Raw genomic sequence first — 17,274 nt, 5'->3', positions numbered from 1 at the left:
TTTTCGAGCCTCTGCGGGAATTGTCCGCCGTCTGGCACGACCGGGCGGCCGGCGAGGCTGCGCTCGGCGCGCTCGACAATCTGGCGAAGGGTGGGTCGGCTATTGCAGGCACGGGCAAGGACGCGCGGGACGTGACAGTTGCGACGCCGGCAACCGTAGATTTGCATGACCTGACCTTCGCCTATCCCGGTGCATCGCCCGTGCTTCGAAATTTCGATTTCAATGTCCGGGCGGGTGAAACAGTGGCACTTCTCGGACCCTCCGGTTGCGGCAAATCCACGGTGCTCTCCCTTATTGCCGGGCTCGCCAAGGCCCAGGGCGGCACGATAAAAATCGGCGGCACCGTACTCGACGATGAGACGGCGGACATACTGCGCAAATCCATCGGGTGGATTGGCCAGAAGCCGTTTTTCACAGCCGGCTCGCTGGAGGCGAACATTCGCTTCGGCCGGGTCGGCGTCACGCGGTGCAGGGTTGACATGGCGCTTGAAAGCACCGGCCTCGATCAATTGTCGGCTTCCCGCGGGCATCTGCCGGTGGGAGATGGCGGCCATGGCATTTCCGGCGGTGAAGCGGTGCGGCTCGCCATTGCCCGTGCCTTCGCCGAGCCCGCCGCACGGCTCATTCTGGCCGATGAGCCAACGGCGCATCTCGACCGCGAGACGGCCGAACTCGTTACGGAAAACCTGCTGCAACTGGCAAAGGGAAGGACGTTGATCGTCGCGACCCATGATCCGGTGCTGGCCGCGCGCATGGACAGGGTCGTGGATATGGCGGCGGTGAGATCGGGAGATCCCTCATGATGTCACGCTTCGCCATATTGAAACCCGTTATCGCCCTCTTCTGGTCGGCACGGAGCGGCATGTTGCTGGCCGGTGCGGTTCTGGCGGCGACCACAGTGCTGGCAGGCATCGGTCTGCTTGGCATATCCGGCTGGTTTATCACGGCCACCGCCATTGCCGGCCTGCTTCCGGCGACAGCTTATGCTTTCGACGTTTTTGCACCTTCAGCCGCCATTCGCCTTCTTGCGCTGGCCCGCACCGCCGCGCGGTATGGTGAGCGCATGACGACCCACGAGGCCACGCTTTCCATCCTCGTGGCACTTCGGGAAAAGCTGTTTCGCGGTTTTGCCGCGCCGCAGGCGGCGAAAAATCTCCAGGCAAGGCCGGCGCGCCTTTTGAACCGGCTGACAGCGGATATCGATGCGCTGGATTCACTCTACCTGCGTGTGCTGCTTCCCGCGGCCGTCGCGGTCCTTGCGGCGATCGCAACCGGCATCGGGCTTGCTTTCATTGATCCGCTTGCCGGTCTTCTGGCTGCATTGTTTCTTGTCGCTTCCGGCCTCGGTATTGCGGTGCGTGCAGCTTTGCGGGCGGAGAAATTCTCGCGCCGCAGGGCGGTCGGTCTGGAGGCGCTACGCGCTCGCGCGGCGGATCTTGTCGGCGGGCAGGCGGAACTGCTCGTGGCCGGCCGGCTTGCCTCACAGGTCGAGGCGGTGAAACGGGCCGATGATTATCTGCTCGATTGCGATGAAGCTTTGAACCGCATCGAGACGAATGCCGGGTTTTCCTTCGGCGTTGCAACGGCGGTACTTTTGAGCGCGACGCTTCTCGGCGTGGCCTGGCTGGCGGAGCAGGAAAAGCTCGGTGCGCCCGCCGCGGCGCTTGGCCTGCTGGTCTGTCTGGCGGCGCTGGAGCCGTTCACGGCGCTGCGCCGTGGGGCGATGGAACTGGGACGAACGCTTTTTTCCGCACGCCGCATTGCACCACGGCTCGCGCCTGCAGCTGCGTTGCACTGTCCGCCCCTGCCGGCTGGCGGCATTGCGGCCGAGCTTCAGGGCGTGCGCCTCGAACGTGAAGGCAACGTAGTGCTGACCGGTATCGAGCTTGAGATCTGCGCCGGAGAAAGGCTTGCGATCGTCGGTCCAAGCGGCGCGGGCAAGACAAGCCTCATCCAGCTGCTGGCGGGCGAATTGCAGCCGTCGGCAGGCACGGTCAGCGCGCTGCCGTCCAGCCCTATGACACAGAGAAGCCAGCTCTTCCGCGACAGCATCGCCGACAATCTACGGCTGGCAAATCCTGCCGCGACCGAGAGCCAGTTGTGGGAGGTCCTCACGGCGGCGGGCCTCGCCGAACACGTCAAGGCCATGCCGGGCCGACTGGAGGCGAGGCTTGGCGAAGCGGGACAGGGGCTTTCCGGCGGCCAGTCGCGCCGGCTTGCGCTGGCCCGCTTCCTGCTCACCGACAAGCCCCTCTGGCTTCTCGACGAGGTGACGGAAGGGCTGGACGGCGAGACCGCCCGCGACGTGCTTGCCCGCCTGTTTGCCTCGGCGGAGGGCAGGACCGTCGTGGTCATCACCCATAATCGCCGCGAGGCGGAATTCGCAGACCGCATCGTCGTGCTGAAAGAGGGGCGTCAATTTGATGAATGTCAAAGCGGCACTCCGGAATACGGCGTAGTGCTGAACACATTGCGCCCGGACTGAGATTTTTTTGAGAGCCGGCGTCGTCTTAGAAATGGAAGGCCGGCCTTCCGGAAAAGGTGGATAAGACCATGGAACTCGACATAGTGGCGCTGTCGCGCCTGCAATTTGCGGTGACGGCTCTCTATCACTTTCTGTTCGTTCCCCTCACGATCGGACTGTCGGTGGTGATCGCCATCATGGAAACGGTCTATGTCATGACCGGCCGCACAATCTGGCGGCAGATGACGAAATTCTGGGGCACCCTGTTCGGTATCAATTTCGTGCTGGGCGTCTCCACGGGCATCGTCATGGAATTCCAGTTCGGTATGAACTGGAGTTACTACAGTCATTATGTCGGCGATATCTTCGGTGCGCCGTTGGCGATCGAGGGCATGATGGCCTTCTTCCTGGAAGCCACCTTCGTCGGTCTGTTCTTTTTCGGCTGGGATAAACTGTCGAAGCTCGGCCATCTCGTCGCGACATGGTGTGTGGCGCTCGGCTCCAATTTCTCAGCGCTTTGGATATTGATCGCCAATGGCTGGATGCAGAACCCCACGGGCTCCGCCTTCAATCCCCAGACCATGCGCATGGAAGTAACTGACTTCTTTGAAGTCCTGTTCAACCCGGTGGCGCAGGCGAAGTTCGTTCACACGGTTTCCGCCGGTTATGTCACGGCATCCATCTTCGTGCTCGGTGTTTCCGCCTGGTATGTGCTGAAAGGCCGCCATGTCGATCTTGCCAAACGCTCGATGACGGTTGCTGCCTCATTCGGCCTGGCGTCCGCGCTGTCCGTCGTCGTGCTGGGTGATGAAAGCGGTTATCTTTCGACCGAACACCAGAAGATGAAGCTCGCCTCCATCGAAGCCATGTGGGAGACGGAGCCTGCGCCGGCCCCGTTCACCGCCATCGGCTTTCCGGATCAGGAATCGCGCGAGACACATTTTGCCGTGAAGATCCCGTGGGTCATGGGCCTCATCGGCACACGCTCGCTCGATACGGAAATTCCCGGTATCAACGATCTCGTGGAGCAGGCCAAAACCCGCATCCGCGACGGCATCAAGGCCTATGATGCCCTGATGCAGATTCGCGCCACCGGCAAGGGCGCCGAATTGCCGGAAGAGGTGCGCGGCACCTTCGCGGAACTCGGCCATGAGCTCGGTTACGCCCTGTTGCTGAAACGCTACGTGGACGATCCTCGTCAGGCGAGCGAAGAGCAGATCGCCAAGGCGGCGGCGGATACCATCCCGCATGTGCCGACGCTCTTCTGGTCGTTCCGCATCATGGTTGGTCTCGGCATGTTCTTCATCCTTCTGACCGCGACCTTCTTCTATCTTTCGGCTCGCCGCCGGCTGGATCATTACCCGTTGCTGCTGAAGGTGGCGGTATTCGCCATTCCGCTGCCCTGGATCGCGGCGGAAATGGGCTGGGTCGTGGCCGAGTTCGGCCGCCAGCCATGGATCATCGAGGGCGTGTTGCCGACCGCAGCCGCCGTCTCCAGTCTCAGCGCGTCCACGGTCCTCATCACGCTCCTGTGCTTCATCGCCATCTACACGGTACTTTTCATCGTCGAGATGGGCCTGATGTTGAAAGCGATCCGCAAGGGCCCCGATCCGGACCATCAGCCGGAAGCGCCGCTCGTTCCTGAAAAACTCGTCGCTGCGGAGTAAACGATCATGATATTGCACCAACTCATCGACTACGAAATCCTCCGCATCATCTGGTGGCTGCTGCTTGGCGTGGTGCTGATCGGTTTTGCCGTGACCGGCGGTTTCGATCTCGGCACCGGCGCGCTGTTGCCCTTCGTGGCGAAAACGGATGTGGAGCGGCGTGTCGTCATCAATTCCATCGGCCCGGTCTGGGAGGGTAATCAGGTCTGGCTCATCCTTGGTGGCGGAGCGATCTTCGCGGCCTGGCCGCCGCTTTATGCGGTGTCATTCTCGGGGTTCTATCTGGCCATGTTCGCCACCCTGTTTGCACTGATCCTGCGGCCGGTCGGTTTCAAATATCGGTCCAAGCGCGAGAGCACCGCATGGCGCACCGGCTGGGACTGGGCGCTCTTCATCGGCGGCTTCGTTCCTTCGCTTATCTTCGGCGTGGCGATCGGCAACGTACTGCAGGGTGTTCCCTTTCACCTCAATGACGATCTCAGGATTTTCTATGACGGGACGACGCTGTTTGAACTTCTGAACCCCTACGCCATTCTCTGCGGGCTTGTATCCGTCGCCATGCTGGTCATGCATGGCGCCGCATGGCTGGTACTGAAAACGGATGGTCCGGTGGCGGCCCGCGCCCGCAGTTTCGGCTCCGTCGCCGCACTTGCCACCACCGTTCTCTTCGCGCTTGGCGGCGTTCTTCTGTGGCTTGGTATCGATGGTTATCGCTTCACCTCGGAAGTCGTGACCGATGGACCGTCCAATCCCTTGTCAAAGACGGTGGAGATTGCAACCGGGGTCTGGTTTTCCAATTATGCAGCGCATCCATGGATGATGCTGGCGCCGGCCCTCGGCCTTGTTTTTCCGCTCGTCGCATTGCTGTTGTTGACGCTGCGCCGGGAGGTGATGGCGCTGCTTGCCAGTTCGCTCGCAATCTTCGGCATCATCTCGACAGTGGGCCTCACGATGTTTCCTTTTATCCTTCCGTCTTCGGTCGATCCGAAATCGAGCCTGACGGTATGGGACGCGTCTTCCAGCCATATGACGCTGTTCATCATGCTGGTCGTCGCCCTCATCTTCATCCCGATCATCGTCGCTTACACTTCGTGGGTCTATCGGGTGCTGTGGGGCAAGGTGGATGAAAAGGCGATCCGCGATGACAGCGGTCATGCTTATTGATCAAGAAAGAAGGAGATCGAACATGTGGTACTTCGCCTGGCTGCTCGGCCTGCCTCTCGCCGCCATCTTCGCCGTCATGAATGCGATGTGGTATGAGTTGATGGAAGAAAACGCGAAAAAGGCCGAAGCCAAGCTGGATAGATAGCGGCTTGATGTGCGCGACACGAAAGGGGCGGCATCCAAACCGGATGCCGCCCCTTTTTTAATGCCGGTGCCTGCTAGGCGCTGCTTCAGTGGATAGCAATACCGCGCTTGTCCGCTTCTTCCTTGATAATGTCTTCGACGATGGTTCGCTTCAGACCCGGATCTCCCAAAAGGTAATCGTCGGCGATTTCGAAGATCGACTTCGGGTTCTCCGTTCCCTGCAGGGTGTCGAGATCGCGACCGATCTGCTCCCTCAAGCTGGAATAGTCGTCCATGGCGGCCTCCGTTTATCGGTTCAGTCCAGAAGTTCGGCCGGAACCTTGCCGCCGTTTTCGGAAAGTTTCTTGATGACGGCCTTGTGCAGCCAGATGTTCATGGTCGCCGAATCCGAGGTATCGCCGGTGTAACCGAGTTCGCTGGCGAGTTCCTTTCGGGCGGTCAGGCTGCTGTCGAGGTCGAGGGCCTTGAGAAGGTCGACGATGGAGTGCTTCCAGTCCAGCTTCTGGCCGTTTTTCTTGACCGCCGCATCCAGGATGGACGCTACATCGACGTTGCCGGTAGAAGCCGGTGCCGCCGTTGTCGGTGCAGGTGAAGCCGGTGCGGCAGGGGCCGCTGCAGTTGTGCTGGCAGTGCCCGTCGGCGTGCCGGCCGGAACCGAAGTCTGTGGGGCGGCTTCTGCCTTGCCGAAAATCGCGTTCTTGATCTTGTCGAAAAAGCTCATTCTGTCCTCCCCTTAGCGCCGAAATGCACGCCCGACGGCAATAAGAATGCAGGCGCCGATGAAACCGGCAATGAGATAACCAATCCAGCCGCCGAGCGAAACGCCCACCAGTCCCAGAAGGAAATTGGCGACGATGGCACCGACGATGCCAAGGATAATGTTCATGAAAACACCCATATTGCTTTTCATGAACTGTTCTGCGAGCCAACCAGCTACGCCGCCAATGATGATTGCTGCAATCCAGCCAACTTGTGCGTCTTCCATAACAGGCCTTTCCTTTCTAAGAGAGGTCGAAAGGCATATGGACCCGCTTTGTGCGCACGTCCCCCCGCCTTGAATCGACCCCAGGCGGGATAATAACGATGGCGCGGAAAATTTGTTCCGTGCCGCGTGCAGGCTTCAATTTTTGCTCTTGAAATCCAGTCCGATATCCAGAACCGGCGCGCTGTGGGTCAGCCAGCCGATGGAGATGAGGTCGACGCCCGTGGCGGCGATGGCTGCAGCCGTCTGTGGAGTGATGCGCCCGGACGCTTCGGTAATGGCACGACCGGCGACTATTTTCACCGCTTCGCGCAGCTGTTCAGGCGTCATATTGTCGAGAAGAACCGCATCGACACCTTCATCCATCGCCTCGCGCAACTGCGAAAGCGTATCCACCTCGACTTCTATCTTGACGAGATGGCCGACACCCTTTTTTGCACGGCGGATCGCGTCACGCACGCTGCCCGCCACGGCGATGTGGTTGTCCTTGATGAGAATAGCATCATAGAGTGCAAAACGGTGGTTCATGCCGCCGCCGGCGCGCACGGCGTATTTTTCCAGTGCCCGGAGGCCTGGTGTGGTCTTGCGGGTGCAGGCGACCGAAGCATTGGTCCCGGCGATGGCCGCGACGATCTTAGCCGTGACGGAGGCGATGCCCGACAGGTGGCCGAGGAAATTCAAAGCCGTACGCTCCGCCGTCAAAAGCCCGCGTGAAGGCCCCCTGATCGTTGCGACGGTGTCGCCCGGTGCGACGGAAGCTCCATCCTGCACGTTCCGCTCTATCGTGATGGCGGGGTCCACGAGCTGGAAGGCCAGTTCCGCAGCATCAAGCCCGGCGACGACACCCTCTTCGCGTGCTGCCATGACGACGACCGACCGGTGATCGGCGGGAATGACGGCGGTAGAAGTGACGTCGCCCGCAAGGCCCAGGTCTTCCAGAAGGGCGTTACGGACCAGCGGTTCGATGATGAGGCGGGGCAGGGGGGCAAGGGTCATGTCAGGCGGTCCGTGCGAAGCTGGAAGAGGAGGGGCTGGTCGAGGAAAGGGCATGGGCAAGGTCAATCACCTCTGCCATGCTCAGGCGACGCCTCGTCGCCGTCGCATCCTTCCCAGGAAAATCATCGCGGAAATGCGCTCCGCGCGATTCCGTCCGCAAGGCGGCAAAAACGGCGATTGCCAGACCCACGAGGGCGGGATCGGATGCCGGGCCCTTTCCCTCCACGAGCGGCAGTAAATCCCGGATCGCCTCGGTTAGACCCGTCGCATGTCTGACGATACCGAGATGTCGGGATATGATGGCGCGGACGGTGGCGGGATCGGCGGCAGGATGGTCCACCGTGCGGGTTGCAGAAGCGGTGGTACTCGGCGGTGCGAACGAGGGCTGGGTGGCGATATCCTGTGCCGCACGCATACCCATTGCGGCAGCTTCCAGCAGGGAATTGCTGGCCAGCCGGTTGGCGCCGTGAAGCCCCGTGCAGGCGGCCTCGCCGGCGACCCACAGGCCCGGCACCGAACTTCGCCCTCTGCCGTCCGTGGCAATGCCGCCCATATGATAGTGTACGGCAGGGCGGACGGGGACCAGTTCACGGGCCGGATCTATTCCAGCCTCCCGGCAGAGCAGGTCGATTGCAGGAAACCGGGCGGAAAAGCTGGAGCCAAGGGCCTTGCGGGCGTCAAGAAACACCCTGCCGCCGCGCAGGATTTCACGATCTATCGCGCGTGCGACGACGTCGCGGGAGGCGAGTTCCGCGCCGGGAACAGGGGCCATGAACCTTTCACCGCTTTCGTTGAGGAGAAGTGCGCCTTCGCCCCGCACCGCCTCGCTGACCAGCGCCAGCGGCCGCCGCGCTGAAGAAAGCGCCGTCGGATGGAACTGTACGAATTCCATGTCGGCAAGAATTGCGCCAGCGTGGGCGGCCAGCATGATGCCCTGTCCGAAATTGCCGGAAGGATTGGTCGTGGCCTCGTAGAGGCCGCCGAGGCCGCCGGTGGCGAGAACCACCCGCGTTGCCGGCAGAACGAAGCCGCCTTTCGGTCCGGCGCAGGCGAGGCCAGCAATCGCGCCGTCCTGTGTCAGCAGCCGGCGCACTTCGGTGCCTTCAAGAACCGTGATCGACGGTGTGCGCAGAACGGCGGCGGCGAGAGCCCTGACGATGGCCGCGCCCGAACCGTCGCCCTCGGCGTGCAGGATGCGCCTTCGGCTGTGGGCGGCCTCCAGCCCGAAGATGGGCCTGCCATCGGCGTCCCGGTCGAAGCGCACCCCGGCCTGCTCCAGCGCCTCGATGACAGCAGGGGCGGCGGAAACGATATCGGCGGCCATTTCCGCATCGCAGAGACCGTCTCCAGCGGCGAGCGTATCGGCAAGATGCAGCGCGACGCTGTCATCGGGACCGAGGCTTGCGGCAATGCCGCCCTGCGCCCAGGCGCTCGACGTTTCGCCGCCAAGCGCACCACGTGTCAGAAGGAGCACGGGCTGCGGCGCAAGTGTCAGCGCCGCCATCAGGCCGGCAATGCCGCTGCCGACGATGGCCGTCCAGTCCTGCTGCGGCAAGCGCTCGCTCATACTTCCAGCATCCTTTCCACCGCGCGACGGGCGGCGGCGGCGATGGCCGGATCGACAGTCACTTCGTGGCGGTTTTCCTCAAGGGCTGTGCGGATATTGCCGAGCGTGATGCGTTTCATGTGCGGGCAGAGATTGCACGGCCGGATAAATTCGACGTCCGGGTGATGCACGGCGACATTGTCGCTCATCGAGCACTCCGTCAGAAGCACCACGCGGGCGGGGCGCTCACGACCGACATAGTCGGACATGATGGCGGTAGAGCCGGAAAAATCCGCGGCCTCAACAACCTCAGGCGGACATTCGGGATGCGCCAGTACGATCACGCCGGGATGGCTTTCCCGCAGCTCCCTGATGTCATCGGCGGTGAAAAGCTCGTGCACTTCGCAATGGCCGCGCCAGGCGATCAGTTCGACATTGGTTTCCATGGCCACGTTCTTCGCCAGATATTCATCCGGCAGCATCAAGACGCGCGGCACGCCGAGCGATTCCACCACCTGGCGGGCATTACCCGACGTGCAGCAGATATCGGACGCCGCCTTCACTGCGGCGGACGTGTTCACATAGGTCACAACAGGCACGCCGGGATAGGCCTTTCGCAGGAGGGCGATATCCTCCGGCGTGATGGAATCGGCAAGCGAACAGCCGGCAGCCATATCAGGAATGAGCACGGTCTTTCCCGGATTGAGCAGCTTCGCCGTCTCGGCCATGAAATGCACGCCGGCGAGAACGATGACATCCGCCTCCACCTCCATCGCCTTGCGGGCAAGGGCAAGGCTGTCGCCGACGATATCGGCGACACCATGGAATATTTCAGGTGTCTGGTAATTATGGGCGAGGATGACGGCATTACGCTTGCGCTTCAACTCAAGGATCGCCTCCACATCGTCCTGGAAACCCATCCATTCGGCCTTGGGAATGACGCGGGCGACACGGTCGTAAAGGCTTGCGGCGGAAATCTGCTCGTTCACGATGCTTTCCCATTTATGCTCGTTTTGAGTATATCTAGAACAAAGAGATATTCTCATTATGAGCATATGTCAATTGCGGGAGAGCGGCAGTTTCGTTCCGGAAAGGGCGCGTTCATCGAGGACGGTCTGGCGGAAGCGGAAAAGCTTTGCCGGTCGTCCGCCGGTTTCGGTGGCCATGTCGCCGGTTTCTTCCACCAGTTGCTGCTGTTCGATCAGCCGGCGAAAATTCTGCTTGTGCAGCATCAGCCCGGCCAACGCCTCGACGGCGCGCTGCAATTGCAGCAGCGTGAAGGTATCGGCCATCAGTTCGAATACCACCGGCCGGTATTTGATTTTGGCCCTCAACCGGGCAATTCCGGTGGCGAGGATGCGGCGGTGATCGGCGAACATCGGCCTTCCGAAATTGATCCGGGGTTCGGCCTGCGCTTCCTCAACCAGCCCCGCCTCATACAGCAGCTCATAGCGCTGAAGGGTGAGTTCCTCGTTCCAGCCGCCGCCGTCGAGGCCGAAGGTAAAATCGGCCCGCAAGTGGCGCTGGTTTTTACAAGATGGGTCGGAATCCGCCCATGCCCGCAGCTTCTCGATGATGCTGGCGAGAACCGCGGGGCATCCTTGGCGATGGTCTTCCCACGGGAAGTAATCGTACCACCCGTGCCAGAAAGGACGTTTGCCGTCCATCGCCTCCTGTTCGCGGACAAGTCCCAGATAGCCGATGGAGATGGTTCTGCCGCCCGGAATATCGTTGTTTCGGTCGCGGTCGGCGAAGGTGTAGAGCTGCTCGAGATAACCGACGGGATGATGCGTCTGCTCGTGAATCCATTCCCGCAAGCCGCTTTGAAGCGTCCTGTGACCGAATTCGAAGGGTCCCGAAGGAAGCGCCGCCCCCGCCCGAACGGTCATCACGCGCGGTTCATCTCCGGTAATGGCGGTGACGACGGCAATGAGTTCGGCATGGGCAAGCCCGATGGTCACGGCGGCTCCTGTGATCTGTGGCGGCAAGGTCCACCTTCTTTGGCACAGGAAGATCGCTTCGCCAACATGGCGGCCGAAATGGCCTGTCGATAAGCGACCGGCCAAAAAAGATACTATATCAGACAAAAGAATGAATTCTTGTGGTTAGCCGTTTATCGTCCATTATGGTAGAGACCCGCCACAAGCATCTCAGACTGTTGAAGGCCGATGTTGAAGAACATATCTCTCGAAGAGACACTTGTGGGTTACTACACCTGGAATATCGGGCAAAATCTGGTTTATCTGGATGCCGTGGCCGCGCGCCTGCGGGAGGTTCGTCCGGAAAAGGCCGCCCGCGGTATCCCGGTAGAGGATTTCATTGCGCAAATCGAAAGCGGCTCCCGGGCGCGTGTGGCTGAAGCGGTCTATAATTCGCTGACGAACGGCGTGTTTTACGATCAGGAATATCGTATCCAGCTCACCTCTGGTGGTTTTCGCTGGCTGCGGACAACAGGACGGGTGATCCTCGACAGCGATCGGCTTCCGATTATGGCCATGGGCACGGTCAGGGATATCAGCGCAGGCAAGCTTCTATTGATGTGATGGGCGGCCGTGGCCTCTCGCAAGGGAACGTCAGGCCGATTTTATTTTGTTCATTGTTTTTAATGTTGCGGTGACATGGTCCGGCAGGTCGCAATTTTGCTGTTTCAGATTGCCCTGGTCATAGGCGTTGCCATAGCCGGCATGCGGATTGCCTCGCTCGTCAATGGCGAGACTGCCTCCGCCCCGGCAGGACTTGCGGCCAACACCGAACAGCTGTGGACCACCTCGCCCGTACGGGTTGACCCCACCCGGCAGGAATACGAGCGCGTTCCGACCCCGCCGGATCCCTTCCCGCTGAAGATGCATGCCGACCAGCGCCTTCGCGTCATCTCCAGCAGCCGCTTCACCTTCAAAAACGAGGAGTTCCGCCTCGCAGGCGTGGAGGAGGTGGAGAGAAACCGTGTCTGCACCACCCCGGACGGCCGCCGTTATGCCTGCGGCCTCAATGCCTTCAAAGCGCTGGAGAACCGTTTGCGCGGCAGATATATTGAATGTCGCGTGGTGGAGGAGAGCGGTGCGCTCCGTTCTCTGGAATGCCGTATCAACGGACAGGATGTGCGGGCGTTATTGCGATAGATGGCCGCGTGAGGTGGGACTGAAGGTCGCACAATTCAGATTTTACTGACGTGATGAATTTTGTCTTGGGAAATTTGGTGGAGCTAAGCGGGATCGAACCGCTGACCTCTTGCATGCCATGCAAGCGCTCTCCCAGCTGAGCTATAGCCCCATAAGGGTTCCGGCATTTCTTCCGGTTCCGGGAACCGAAGCGGTTGTTGTTCCGTTCGGTGGCGGCTTACTACTGCGGCTTTCCGACGAGTGCAAGCATAAAAAACGGCCCGGCGTCATTTTTTTGTCGTCGGGCCGAATTATCGAATAAAATCAAGCTTCTTCGTCGTCGCCCGATACGCCGATGATACCGGACATGTCGTCGTCGTCATCTTCGTCGTCGGTTTCCAGGAAGGTGTCGTCGTCGTCGTCGATTTCAACGTCATCGTCGTCACCGAGATCAGGGATATCGTCGCCGCTGTTGTCGCCGTCGGCATCTTCCAGCGACACGAGTTCGACTTCCGTGTTTTCGGTATCGACTTCCGCTACATCCTCTTCTTCAGCCTGCTCGAGCTTTGCCTGAGCTGTGCTTTCCTCGAAGAAGGAGAGCGGCCAGGACTTGCCGGTGTAAGGAGAAACGACCGGATCGCGGTTCAGATCGTAGAACTTCTTGCCGGTATCGGGGTCTGTGCGCTTGGTACCAAGTTCCGCTTTTGCCACTGTCTAAGCCTCAAATTGTCGAATGAGTTTCGGTGTGTACGCCGTAAAACCGGCATAGACGGTAAAATTTATAGCCGGTCCCCTTAATCGTTGCGCTCTTTCGTGTCAAAGACAAACTTCGGGTGCCTCCTGCCTTGGCGCAACCCCTGTGCGGGAATGCTGATATAAATCGTAAGGCGTGTAGCACTCTATTATATGAATAACAGATGCACAGGCGGAAAGCTTAATGACCTTCACGATCGCCATAGACGGGCCGGCTGCAGCGGGCAAGGGAACCCTGTCGCGAAAGATCGCGGAAGCCTACGGTTTTCATCATCTCGATACCGGGCTGACCTACAGGGCGACAGCGAAGGCGCTTCTGGACGCGGGCCTGCCGCTGGATGACGAGGCCGTGGCGGAGAAGGTCGCCCTGGAGGTCGATCTTGCGGGGCTCGACCGCTCCGTCCTGTCCCGGCACGATATTGGCGAAGCCGCGTCGAGGATTGCGGTGATGACACCGGTGAGGCGCGCGCTCGTGATGGCGCAGCAGCGTTTTGCCTTGAGGGAGCCGGGTACGGTTCTCGATGGCCGCGATATCGGCACGGTAGTATGCCCGGATGCGCCAGTGAAGCTATATGTCACCGCCTCTGCCGACGTGCGGGCGCGCCGGCGCTACGATGAGATTCTGGCCAATGGCGGCACCGCGGATTATGATGCCATTTTCGCCGAGGTGAAAAAACGCGACGAGCGCGACATGGGCCGCGCCGACAGTCCGCTGAAGCCGGCGGAAGACGCACACTTGCTAGATACGTCGGAAATGAGTATAGAGGCGGCGTTTCAGGCCGCGCGCACGATCATCGACGCCGCTCTGAAGAGATAGGTTTTTCGCGGAACGGCTTCCTGCCGTCTGCGTTTAGTCAGGAATTGCCCGAAGACATGTCCTTGCGCCGGAAAGCCTTTTGAAAAGGCGGGCATGGGGTCGGGTATCAACAACACTAGCCCACCGGCGCTTTTGTATTCGCCATTGCGCGGATGCAATCAGGAGATTTCATGTCAGTATCTACCCCCACGCGCGAAGATTTCGCAGCGCTTCTCGAAGAATCCTTTGCCTCCAACGATCTTGCCGAAGGCTATGTTGCCAAGGGTATCGTAACGGCAATCGAGAAGGACGTTGCCATCGTCGACGTCGGCCTCAAGGTTGAAGGCCGCGTACCGTTGAAGGAATTCGGCGCGAAGTCCAAGGACGGCACGCTGAAGGTCGGCGACGAAGTCGAAGTTTACGTCGAGCGCATTGAAAACGCTCTCGGCGAAGCCGTTCTGTCGCGCGAGAAGGCTCGCCGCGAAGAAAGCTGGGTCAAGCTCGAAGCCAAGTTCGAAGCTGGTGAGCGCGTCGAAGGCGTCATCTTCAACCAGGTCAAGGGTGGTTTCACCGTCGATCTGGATGGCGCTGTTGCGTTCCTGCCGCGTTCGCAGGTCGACATTCGTCCGATCCGCGACGTTACCCCGCTGATGCACAACCCGCAGCCCTTCGAAATCCTCAAGATGGACAAGCGTCGCGGCAACATCGTTGTTTCGCGTCGTACGGTTCTCGAAGAGTCGCGTGCCGAGCAGCGTTCTGAAATCGTTCAGAACCTCGAAGAAGGCCAGGTTGTTGACGGCGTCGTCAAGAACATCACCGATTACGGTGCGTTCGTTGACCTCGGCGGCATCGACGGTCTGCTGCACGTCACCGACATGGCATGGCGCCGCGTCAACCATCCTTCGGAAATCCTCAACATTGGCCAGCAGGTCAAGGTTCAGATCATCCGCATCAACCAGGAAACCCACCGTATCTCGCTCGGCATGAAGCAGCTCGAGTCGGATCCGTGGGATGGCATCTCCGCCAAGTACCCGGTTGGCAAGAAGATCTCGGGTACGGTCACGAACATCACCGACTACGGTGCATTCGTTGAGCTGGAGCCGGGCATCGAAGGCCTGATCCACATTTCCGAAATGTCCTGGACCAAGAAGAACGTACACCCCGGCAAGATCCTGTCCACGAGCCAGGAAGTTGACGTTGTCGTTCTCGAAGTAGATCCGTCGAAGCGCCGTATCTCGCTCGGTCTCAAGCAGACGCTTGAAAACCCGTGGCAGGCATTCGCTTACAGCCATCCGGCTGGCACGGAAGTCGAAGGCGAAGTCAAGAACAAGACCGAATTCGGCCTGTTCATTGGCCTCGAAGGCGATGTCGACGGCATGGTTCACCTGTCGGACCTCGACTGGAACCGTCCGGGCGAGCAGGTCATCGAAGAGTACAACAAGGGTGACGTCGTTAAGGCTGTCGTTCTCGACGTTGACGTTGAGAAGGAACGCATCTCGCTCGGCATCAAGCAGCTCGGCAAGGACGCTGTCGGCGAAGCCGCTTCTTCCGGCGACCTGCGCAAGAATGCAGTCGTTTCCGCTGAAGTCACCGCGGTCAACGATGGCGGTATCGAAGTGAAGCTCGTCAACCACGAAGACCTCACCTCGTTCATCCGTCGCGCTGATCTTTCCCGTGACCGTGACGAGCAGCGCCCTGAGCGCTTCTCCGTTGGCCAGGTTGTCGACGCCCGCGTCGTCAACTTCTCGAAGAAGGACCGCAAGGTCATGCTTTCGATCAAGGCTCTGGAAATCGCTGAAGAAAAGGAAGCCGTCGCACAGTTCGGTTCGTCCGACTCGGGCGCTTCGCTCGGCGACATCCTCGGCGCGGCTCTGAAGAACCGCGGCGAATAATCGTCTAGATCGTTGAAATGAAGAACCCGCCGGAATTTTCCGGCGGGTTTTTTCTTGGGCGATCGGCCGGCAGGCAATGTGGCGTTCAGAGGACGCCGCTCATCTTGAGGTAATAATTCTCCGCACTGTCGTCGGCGGCCGTCGCCGTCGGACGTTCCTGCGTGTCGATCCCGTCATTGGCGGCAACGCGCTCTTCCAGGCCGTCGTCATCGCCGGAATTTTCAGACTCCGCTCCGCTTTCGCTTTCCGCCTCATCGTCGGAAAAAGGCCCGCCGCCCCGGGGTGGCGCTTCTGATTCGTAATCATCATCGGCAGGGGGATAAGCGACGAGCGGCAGCGGCGTACCGTCTTTTGCCAAAGCGGCGGCGATCAGCGATTGCGAAGCGGATTGCTCCATCATCGCCATTCTCGCTTCCGGGTCCAGCGGGAGTCGCGAAGAGTAGGGAGCTTCAGGCCGGTGAGCCACTGTTTCCGCTTCTTCCCCTGTTGGGTGGGCAGCGGACGTCATCAGCCCCGACTTTTCGGTTGGCTGATCCTCCGGCGATGGCGGCTCGATGCCCTGCGGCATGGCGGGGGGCTGCTGCGTCGTGCTTGCTCTCGCCGGCAGTTTGTCGGCCGTGGCGGCCAGCACAAGACTGGCCACGTTCTCTGCATCAGTTGCAGGCGGGCCGAAGATTGACGGTGAGGCGGTGCGGACGTCTTTCTGCTCGGTCTTCATCATCTCCCGAGGCGGAAGGGCAGGGCGTGTTTCGCCGGTTTGCGCGCGAGGCGAATTGCCTGGACGGGTCTCTACCGGCGCTTCTTTTGTCATGCTGCCCGTCTGGGGCGGAAGCGGACGCGTCGTGTTTTCCGTCCTGGCTTCCGGTTTTGCCGACTGGTCTGGCAGGTCAGGCGCATTTGCGGGCGCGGCGGAATGCCGGACGGCTCCTTCCGGTTGCGCGGTCAGCGCCGTGACCGTTGCCTTCATTGCCGCACCGCTGAGAGCGAGTGGGCCAGTAAGCAGCGGCAACAGACGGCCGGTTGTCGTGGAGCCCGGCAATTGCGCTGCCGCGGGCGGATTGGAACGGAACTCCGCATTGGGGCTCGCGGCGGTCGGCTGCTGCCTGGGCTGGGCGGGCACCGGACTGGCGGAATTATTCTGCTGATAGGAGGAGACCACCGCCCTTGCAGCCAGATCGGCCCCCCTGTAACGCGAAAGCTCGATCAGCAGCGCAAGCCGCGCCGCATCCGGTCCCGTCGGCTGTTTCAGGATTTCCGCGAGCATCGAAAGGCTGAGACCCTGCAGTGCTTTGCCAATCTGCTGTTCCAGCGCAAGACGCTGCGCGGGCGGCAGGGCGCGCAAGGCTTCCGTCAGACGCCCGACATAGGTTTCGACGGCTTCGCCGTCCCGTCGCGGCAGGTTCATCAGCTTGCCGAGTGTTTCCGCCAAGACTGCGGTGCTCCGGGCCAGCTGGAACTCGCCGGCGAGGGAGGCCACTGCAGCCCGTGAAAAAAGGCTGGCGCTCTGTTCGGGAAAGGCAGCGCTTGGCTGCGGCTGCACGACGCCTTTCGGCTGCGCGCGCTGTGCCGACGCGAGCGAGGCTCCATAGGTGGCATCGGCTGCGGAAACTTTGGATACAGGCGGTAACATGCTGCGCTCCGTTTCTATCGGTGGCCGGCGCCGGCTGCGAAAGCGCCAATCCCCATTGGCTCTGTGATCCGCATCTGCCTCGAATGTTGAAAATCGCCACGCCGCTGGCATACAGGTGTCATCTCGCCCGCTCATGCGGGAG

General features: G+C 60.8%; 18 protein-coding genes and 1 tRNA gene. 9 read left to right on the top strand and 10 right to left on the bottom strand.

The genetic code is table 11. From position 1 onward, the window contains the following. The 5 genes from DOU54_RS27805 to cydX all read left to right on the top strand — a co-directional run. Window positions 1-803: ATP-binding cassette domain-containing protein (locus DOU54_RS27805; protein ID WP_286079844.1), on the top strand; the 803-nt coding region annotated here is incomplete at its 5' end. Further along, on the top strand, window positions 800-2,485 hold the full coding sequence (locus DOU54_RS02085; RefSeq protein ID WP_113730379.1) for an amino acid ABC transporter ATP-binding/permease protein: 1,686 nt from the start codon (window positions 800-802) through the stop codon (window positions 2,483-2,485). The genes DOU54_RS27805 and DOU54_RS02085, both read left to right, overlap by 4 nt. A gap of 68 nt (window positions 2,486-2,553) precedes the next feature. Next, the gene (locus tag DOU54_RS02080; protein WP_006698090.1) at window positions 2,554-4,131 is read left to right on the top strand and encodes a cytochrome ubiquinol oxidase subunit I; all 1,578 of its coding nucleotides are present in this window, start codon (window positions 2,554-2,556) and stop codon (window positions 4,129-4,131) included. Window positions 4,132-4,137: 6 nt separating this feature from the next. Further along, the gene (gene cydB / locus DOU54_RS02075; RefSeq protein ID WP_004437800.1) at window positions 4,138-5,295 is read left to right on the top strand and encodes a cytochrome d ubiquinol oxidase subunit II; all 1,158 of its coding nucleotides are present in this window, start codon (window positions 4,138-4,140) and stop codon (window positions 5,293-5,295) included. 22 nt (window positions 5,296-5,317) lie between these two features. Beyond that, window positions 5,318-5,440, top strand: coding sequence for a cytochrome bd-I oxidase subunit CydX (gene cydX, locus DOU54_RS02070; protein ID WP_006698088.1), 123 nt, complete (start codon window positions 5,318-5,320; stop codon window positions 5,438-5,440). An 85-nt stretch (window positions 5,441-5,525) separates the two neighbouring features. Here the strand turns inward: cydX and DOU54_RS02065 are convergent, their stop codons facing one another. The 7 genes from DOU54_RS02065 to DOU54_RS02035 all read right to left on the bottom strand — a co-directional run bounded on the left by DOU54_RS02065 (window position 5,526) and on the right by DOU54_RS02035 (window position 10,924). Then, the gene (locus tag DOU54_RS02065; RefSeq protein WP_004437805.1) at window positions 5,526-5,714 is read right to left on the bottom strand and encodes a hypothetical protein; all 189 of its coding nucleotides are present in this window, start codon (window positions 5,712-5,714) and stop codon (window positions 5,526-5,528) included. Between the two features lie 20 nt (window positions 5,715-5,734). After that, window positions 5,735-6,160, bottom strand: coding sequence for a DUF3597 domain-containing protein (locus DOU54_RS02060; RefSeq protein ID WP_113730377.1), 426 nt, complete (start codon window positions 6,158-6,160; stop codon window positions 5,735-5,737). Window positions 6,161-6,172: 12 nt separating this feature from the next. Further along, window positions 6,173-6,424, bottom strand: a complete 252-nt coding sequence (locus tag DOU54_RS02055) for a GlsB/YeaQ/YmgE family stress response membrane protein (RefSeq protein ID WP_004437812.1) — start codon at window positions 6,422-6,424, stop codon at window positions 6,173-6,175. 135 nt (window positions 6,425-6,559) lie between these two features. Continuing rightward, window positions 6,560-7,417 carry a carboxylating nicotinate-nucleotide diphosphorylase gene (nadC, locus tag DOU54_RS02050; RefSeq protein ID WP_113730375.1) on the bottom strand — a complete coding sequence of 286 codons (858 nt, stop codon included), beginning with the start codon at window positions 7,415-7,417 and terminating at the stop codon, window positions 6,560-6,562. Between the two features lies 1 nt (window position 7,418). After that, window positions 7,419-8,984, bottom strand: coding sequence for an L-aspartate oxidase (locus tag DOU54_RS02045; RefSeq protein WP_113730373.1), 1,566 nt, complete (start codon window positions 8,982-8,984; stop codon window positions 7,419-7,421). Then, on the bottom strand, window positions 8,981-9,952 hold the full coding sequence (nadA, locus tag DOU54_RS02040; protein ID WP_193603284.1) for a quinolinate synthase NadA: 972 nt from the start codon (window positions 9,950-9,952) through the stop codon (window positions 8,981-8,983). The genes DOU54_RS02045 and nadA overlap by 4 nt, the downstream gene beginning before the upstream one ends. A 69-nt stretch (window positions 9,953-10,021) precedes the next feature. Then, window positions 10,022-10,924, bottom strand: coding sequence for an NUDIX hydrolase (locus tag DOU54_RS02035; protein ID WP_113730544.1), 903 nt, complete (start codon window positions 10,922-10,924; stop codon window positions 10,022-10,024). Between the two features lie 207 nt (window positions 10,925-11,131). Between DOU54_RS02035 and DOU54_RS02030 the strand changes: the two genes are divergently transcribed. Further along, window positions 11,132-11,506, top strand: a complete 375-nt coding sequence (locus DOU54_RS02030) for a PAS domain-containing protein (protein ID WP_006698082.1) — start codon at window positions 11,132-11,134, stop codon at window positions 11,504-11,506. 75 nt (window positions 11,507-11,581) lie between these two features. Further along, a complete protein-coding gene (locus DOU54_RS02025) occupies window positions 11,582-12,082 on the top strand; it encodes a hypothetical protein (RefSeq protein WP_004437825.1) in 501 nt (166 codons plus the stop codon). 75 nt (window positions 12,083-12,157) lie between these two features. On the opposite strand, the gene DOU54_RS02020 is transcribed toward DOU54_RS02025, so the two are convergent. After that, a tRNA-Ala gene (locus DOU54_RS02020) sits at window positions 12,158-12,233 on the bottom strand. A 152-nt stretch (window positions 12,234-12,385) separates the two neighbouring features. Then, window positions 12,386-12,772, bottom strand: coding sequence for a TIGR02300 family protein (locus DOU54_RS02015; protein ID WP_004437826.1), 387 nt, complete (start codon window positions 12,770-12,772; stop codon window positions 12,386-12,388). 226 nt (window positions 12,773-12,998) lie between these two features. On the opposite strand from DOU54_RS02015, the gene cmk reads away from it, so the two are divergent. After that, window positions 12,999-13,631, top strand: a complete 633-nt coding sequence (gene cmk / locus DOU54_RS02010; protein WP_004437829.1) for a (d)CMP kinase — start codon at window positions 12,999-13,001, stop codon at window positions 13,629-13,631. A 170-nt stretch (window positions 13,632-13,801) separates the two neighbouring features. Then, window positions 13,802-15,502 carry a 30S ribosomal protein S1 gene (rpsA, locus tag DOU54_RS02005; protein ID WP_004437832.1) on the top strand — a complete coding sequence of 567 codons (1,701 nt, stop codon included), beginning with the start codon at window positions 13,802-13,804 and terminating at the stop codon, window positions 15,500-15,502. 85 nt (window positions 15,503-15,587) lie between these two features. Here the strand turns inward: rpsA and DOU54_RS02000 are convergent, their stop codons facing one another. Next, on the bottom strand, window positions 15,588-17,132 hold the full coding sequence (locus DOU54_RS02000; protein WP_113730369.1) for a hypothetical protein: 1,545 nt from the start codon (window positions 17,130-17,132) through the stop codon (window positions 15,588-15,590). Window positions 17,133-17,274: the final 142 nt, after the last annotated feature.

Origin of the sequence: Agrobacterium sp. MS2 (assembly GCF_003261015.1) — a bacterium.
Lineage (GTDB): Bacteria > Pseudomonadota > Alphaproteobacteria > Rhizobiales > Rhizobiaceae > Agrobacterium > Agrobacterium pusense.
The sequence above is the reverse complement of the archived record's forward strand: the minus strand, read 5'-3'. Positions and strand labels throughout refer to the sequence as shown.

Coding starts and splice junctions, on each gene's coding strand:
- DOU54_RS02085 (WP_113730379.1), top strand. CDS start 800: ATGATGTCACGCTTCGCCATATTGAAACCCGTTATCGCCCTCTTCTGG.
- DOU54_RS02080 (WP_006698090.1), top strand. CDS start 2,554: ATGGAACTCGACATAGTGGCGCTGTCGCGCCTGCAATTTGCGGTGACG.
- cydB (WP_004437800.1), top strand. CDS start 4,138: ATGATATTGCACCAACTCATCGACTACGAAATCCTCCGCATCATCTGG.
- cydX (WP_006698088.1), top strand. CDS start 5,318: ATGTGGTACTTCGCCTGGCTGCTCGGCCTGCCTCTCGCCGCCATCTTC.
- DOU54_RS02065 (WP_004437805.1), bottom strand. CDS start 5,714: ATGGACGACTATTCCAGCTTGAGGGAGCAGATCGGTCGCGATCTCGAC.
- DOU54_RS02060 (WP_113730377.1), bottom strand. CDS start 6,160: ATGAGCTTTTTCGACAAGATCAAGAACGCGATTTTCGGCAAGGCAGAA.
- DOU54_RS02055 (WP_004437812.1), bottom strand. CDS start 6,424: ATGGAAGACGCACAAGTTGGCTGGATTGCAGCAATCATCATTGGCGGC.
- nadC (WP_113730375.1), bottom strand. CDS start 7,417: ATGACCCTTGCCCCCCTGCCCCGCCTCATCATCGAACCGCTGGTCCGT.
- DOU54_RS02045 (WP_113730373.1), bottom strand. CDS start 8,984: ATGAGCGAGCGCTTGCCGCAGCAGGACTGGACGGCCATCGTCGGCAGC.
- DOU54_RS02030 (WP_006698082.1), top strand. CDS start 11,132: ATGTTGAAGAACATATCTCTCGAAGAGACACTTGTGGGTTACTACACC.
- DOU54_RS02025 (WP_004437825.1), top strand. CDS start 11,582: ATGGTCCGGCAGGTCGCAATTTTGCTGTTTCAGATTGCCCTGGTCATA.
- cmk (WP_004437829.1), top strand. CDS start 12,999: ATGACCTTCACGATCGCCATAGACGGGCCGGCTGCAGCGGGCAAGGGA.
- rpsA (WP_004437832.1), top strand. CDS start 13,802: ATGTCAGTATCTACCCCCACGCGCGAAGATTTCGCAGCGCTTCTCGAA.
- DOU54_RS02000 (WP_113730369.1), bottom strand. CDS start 17,132: ATGTTACCGCCTGTATCCAAAGTTTCCGCAGCCGATGCCACCTATGGA.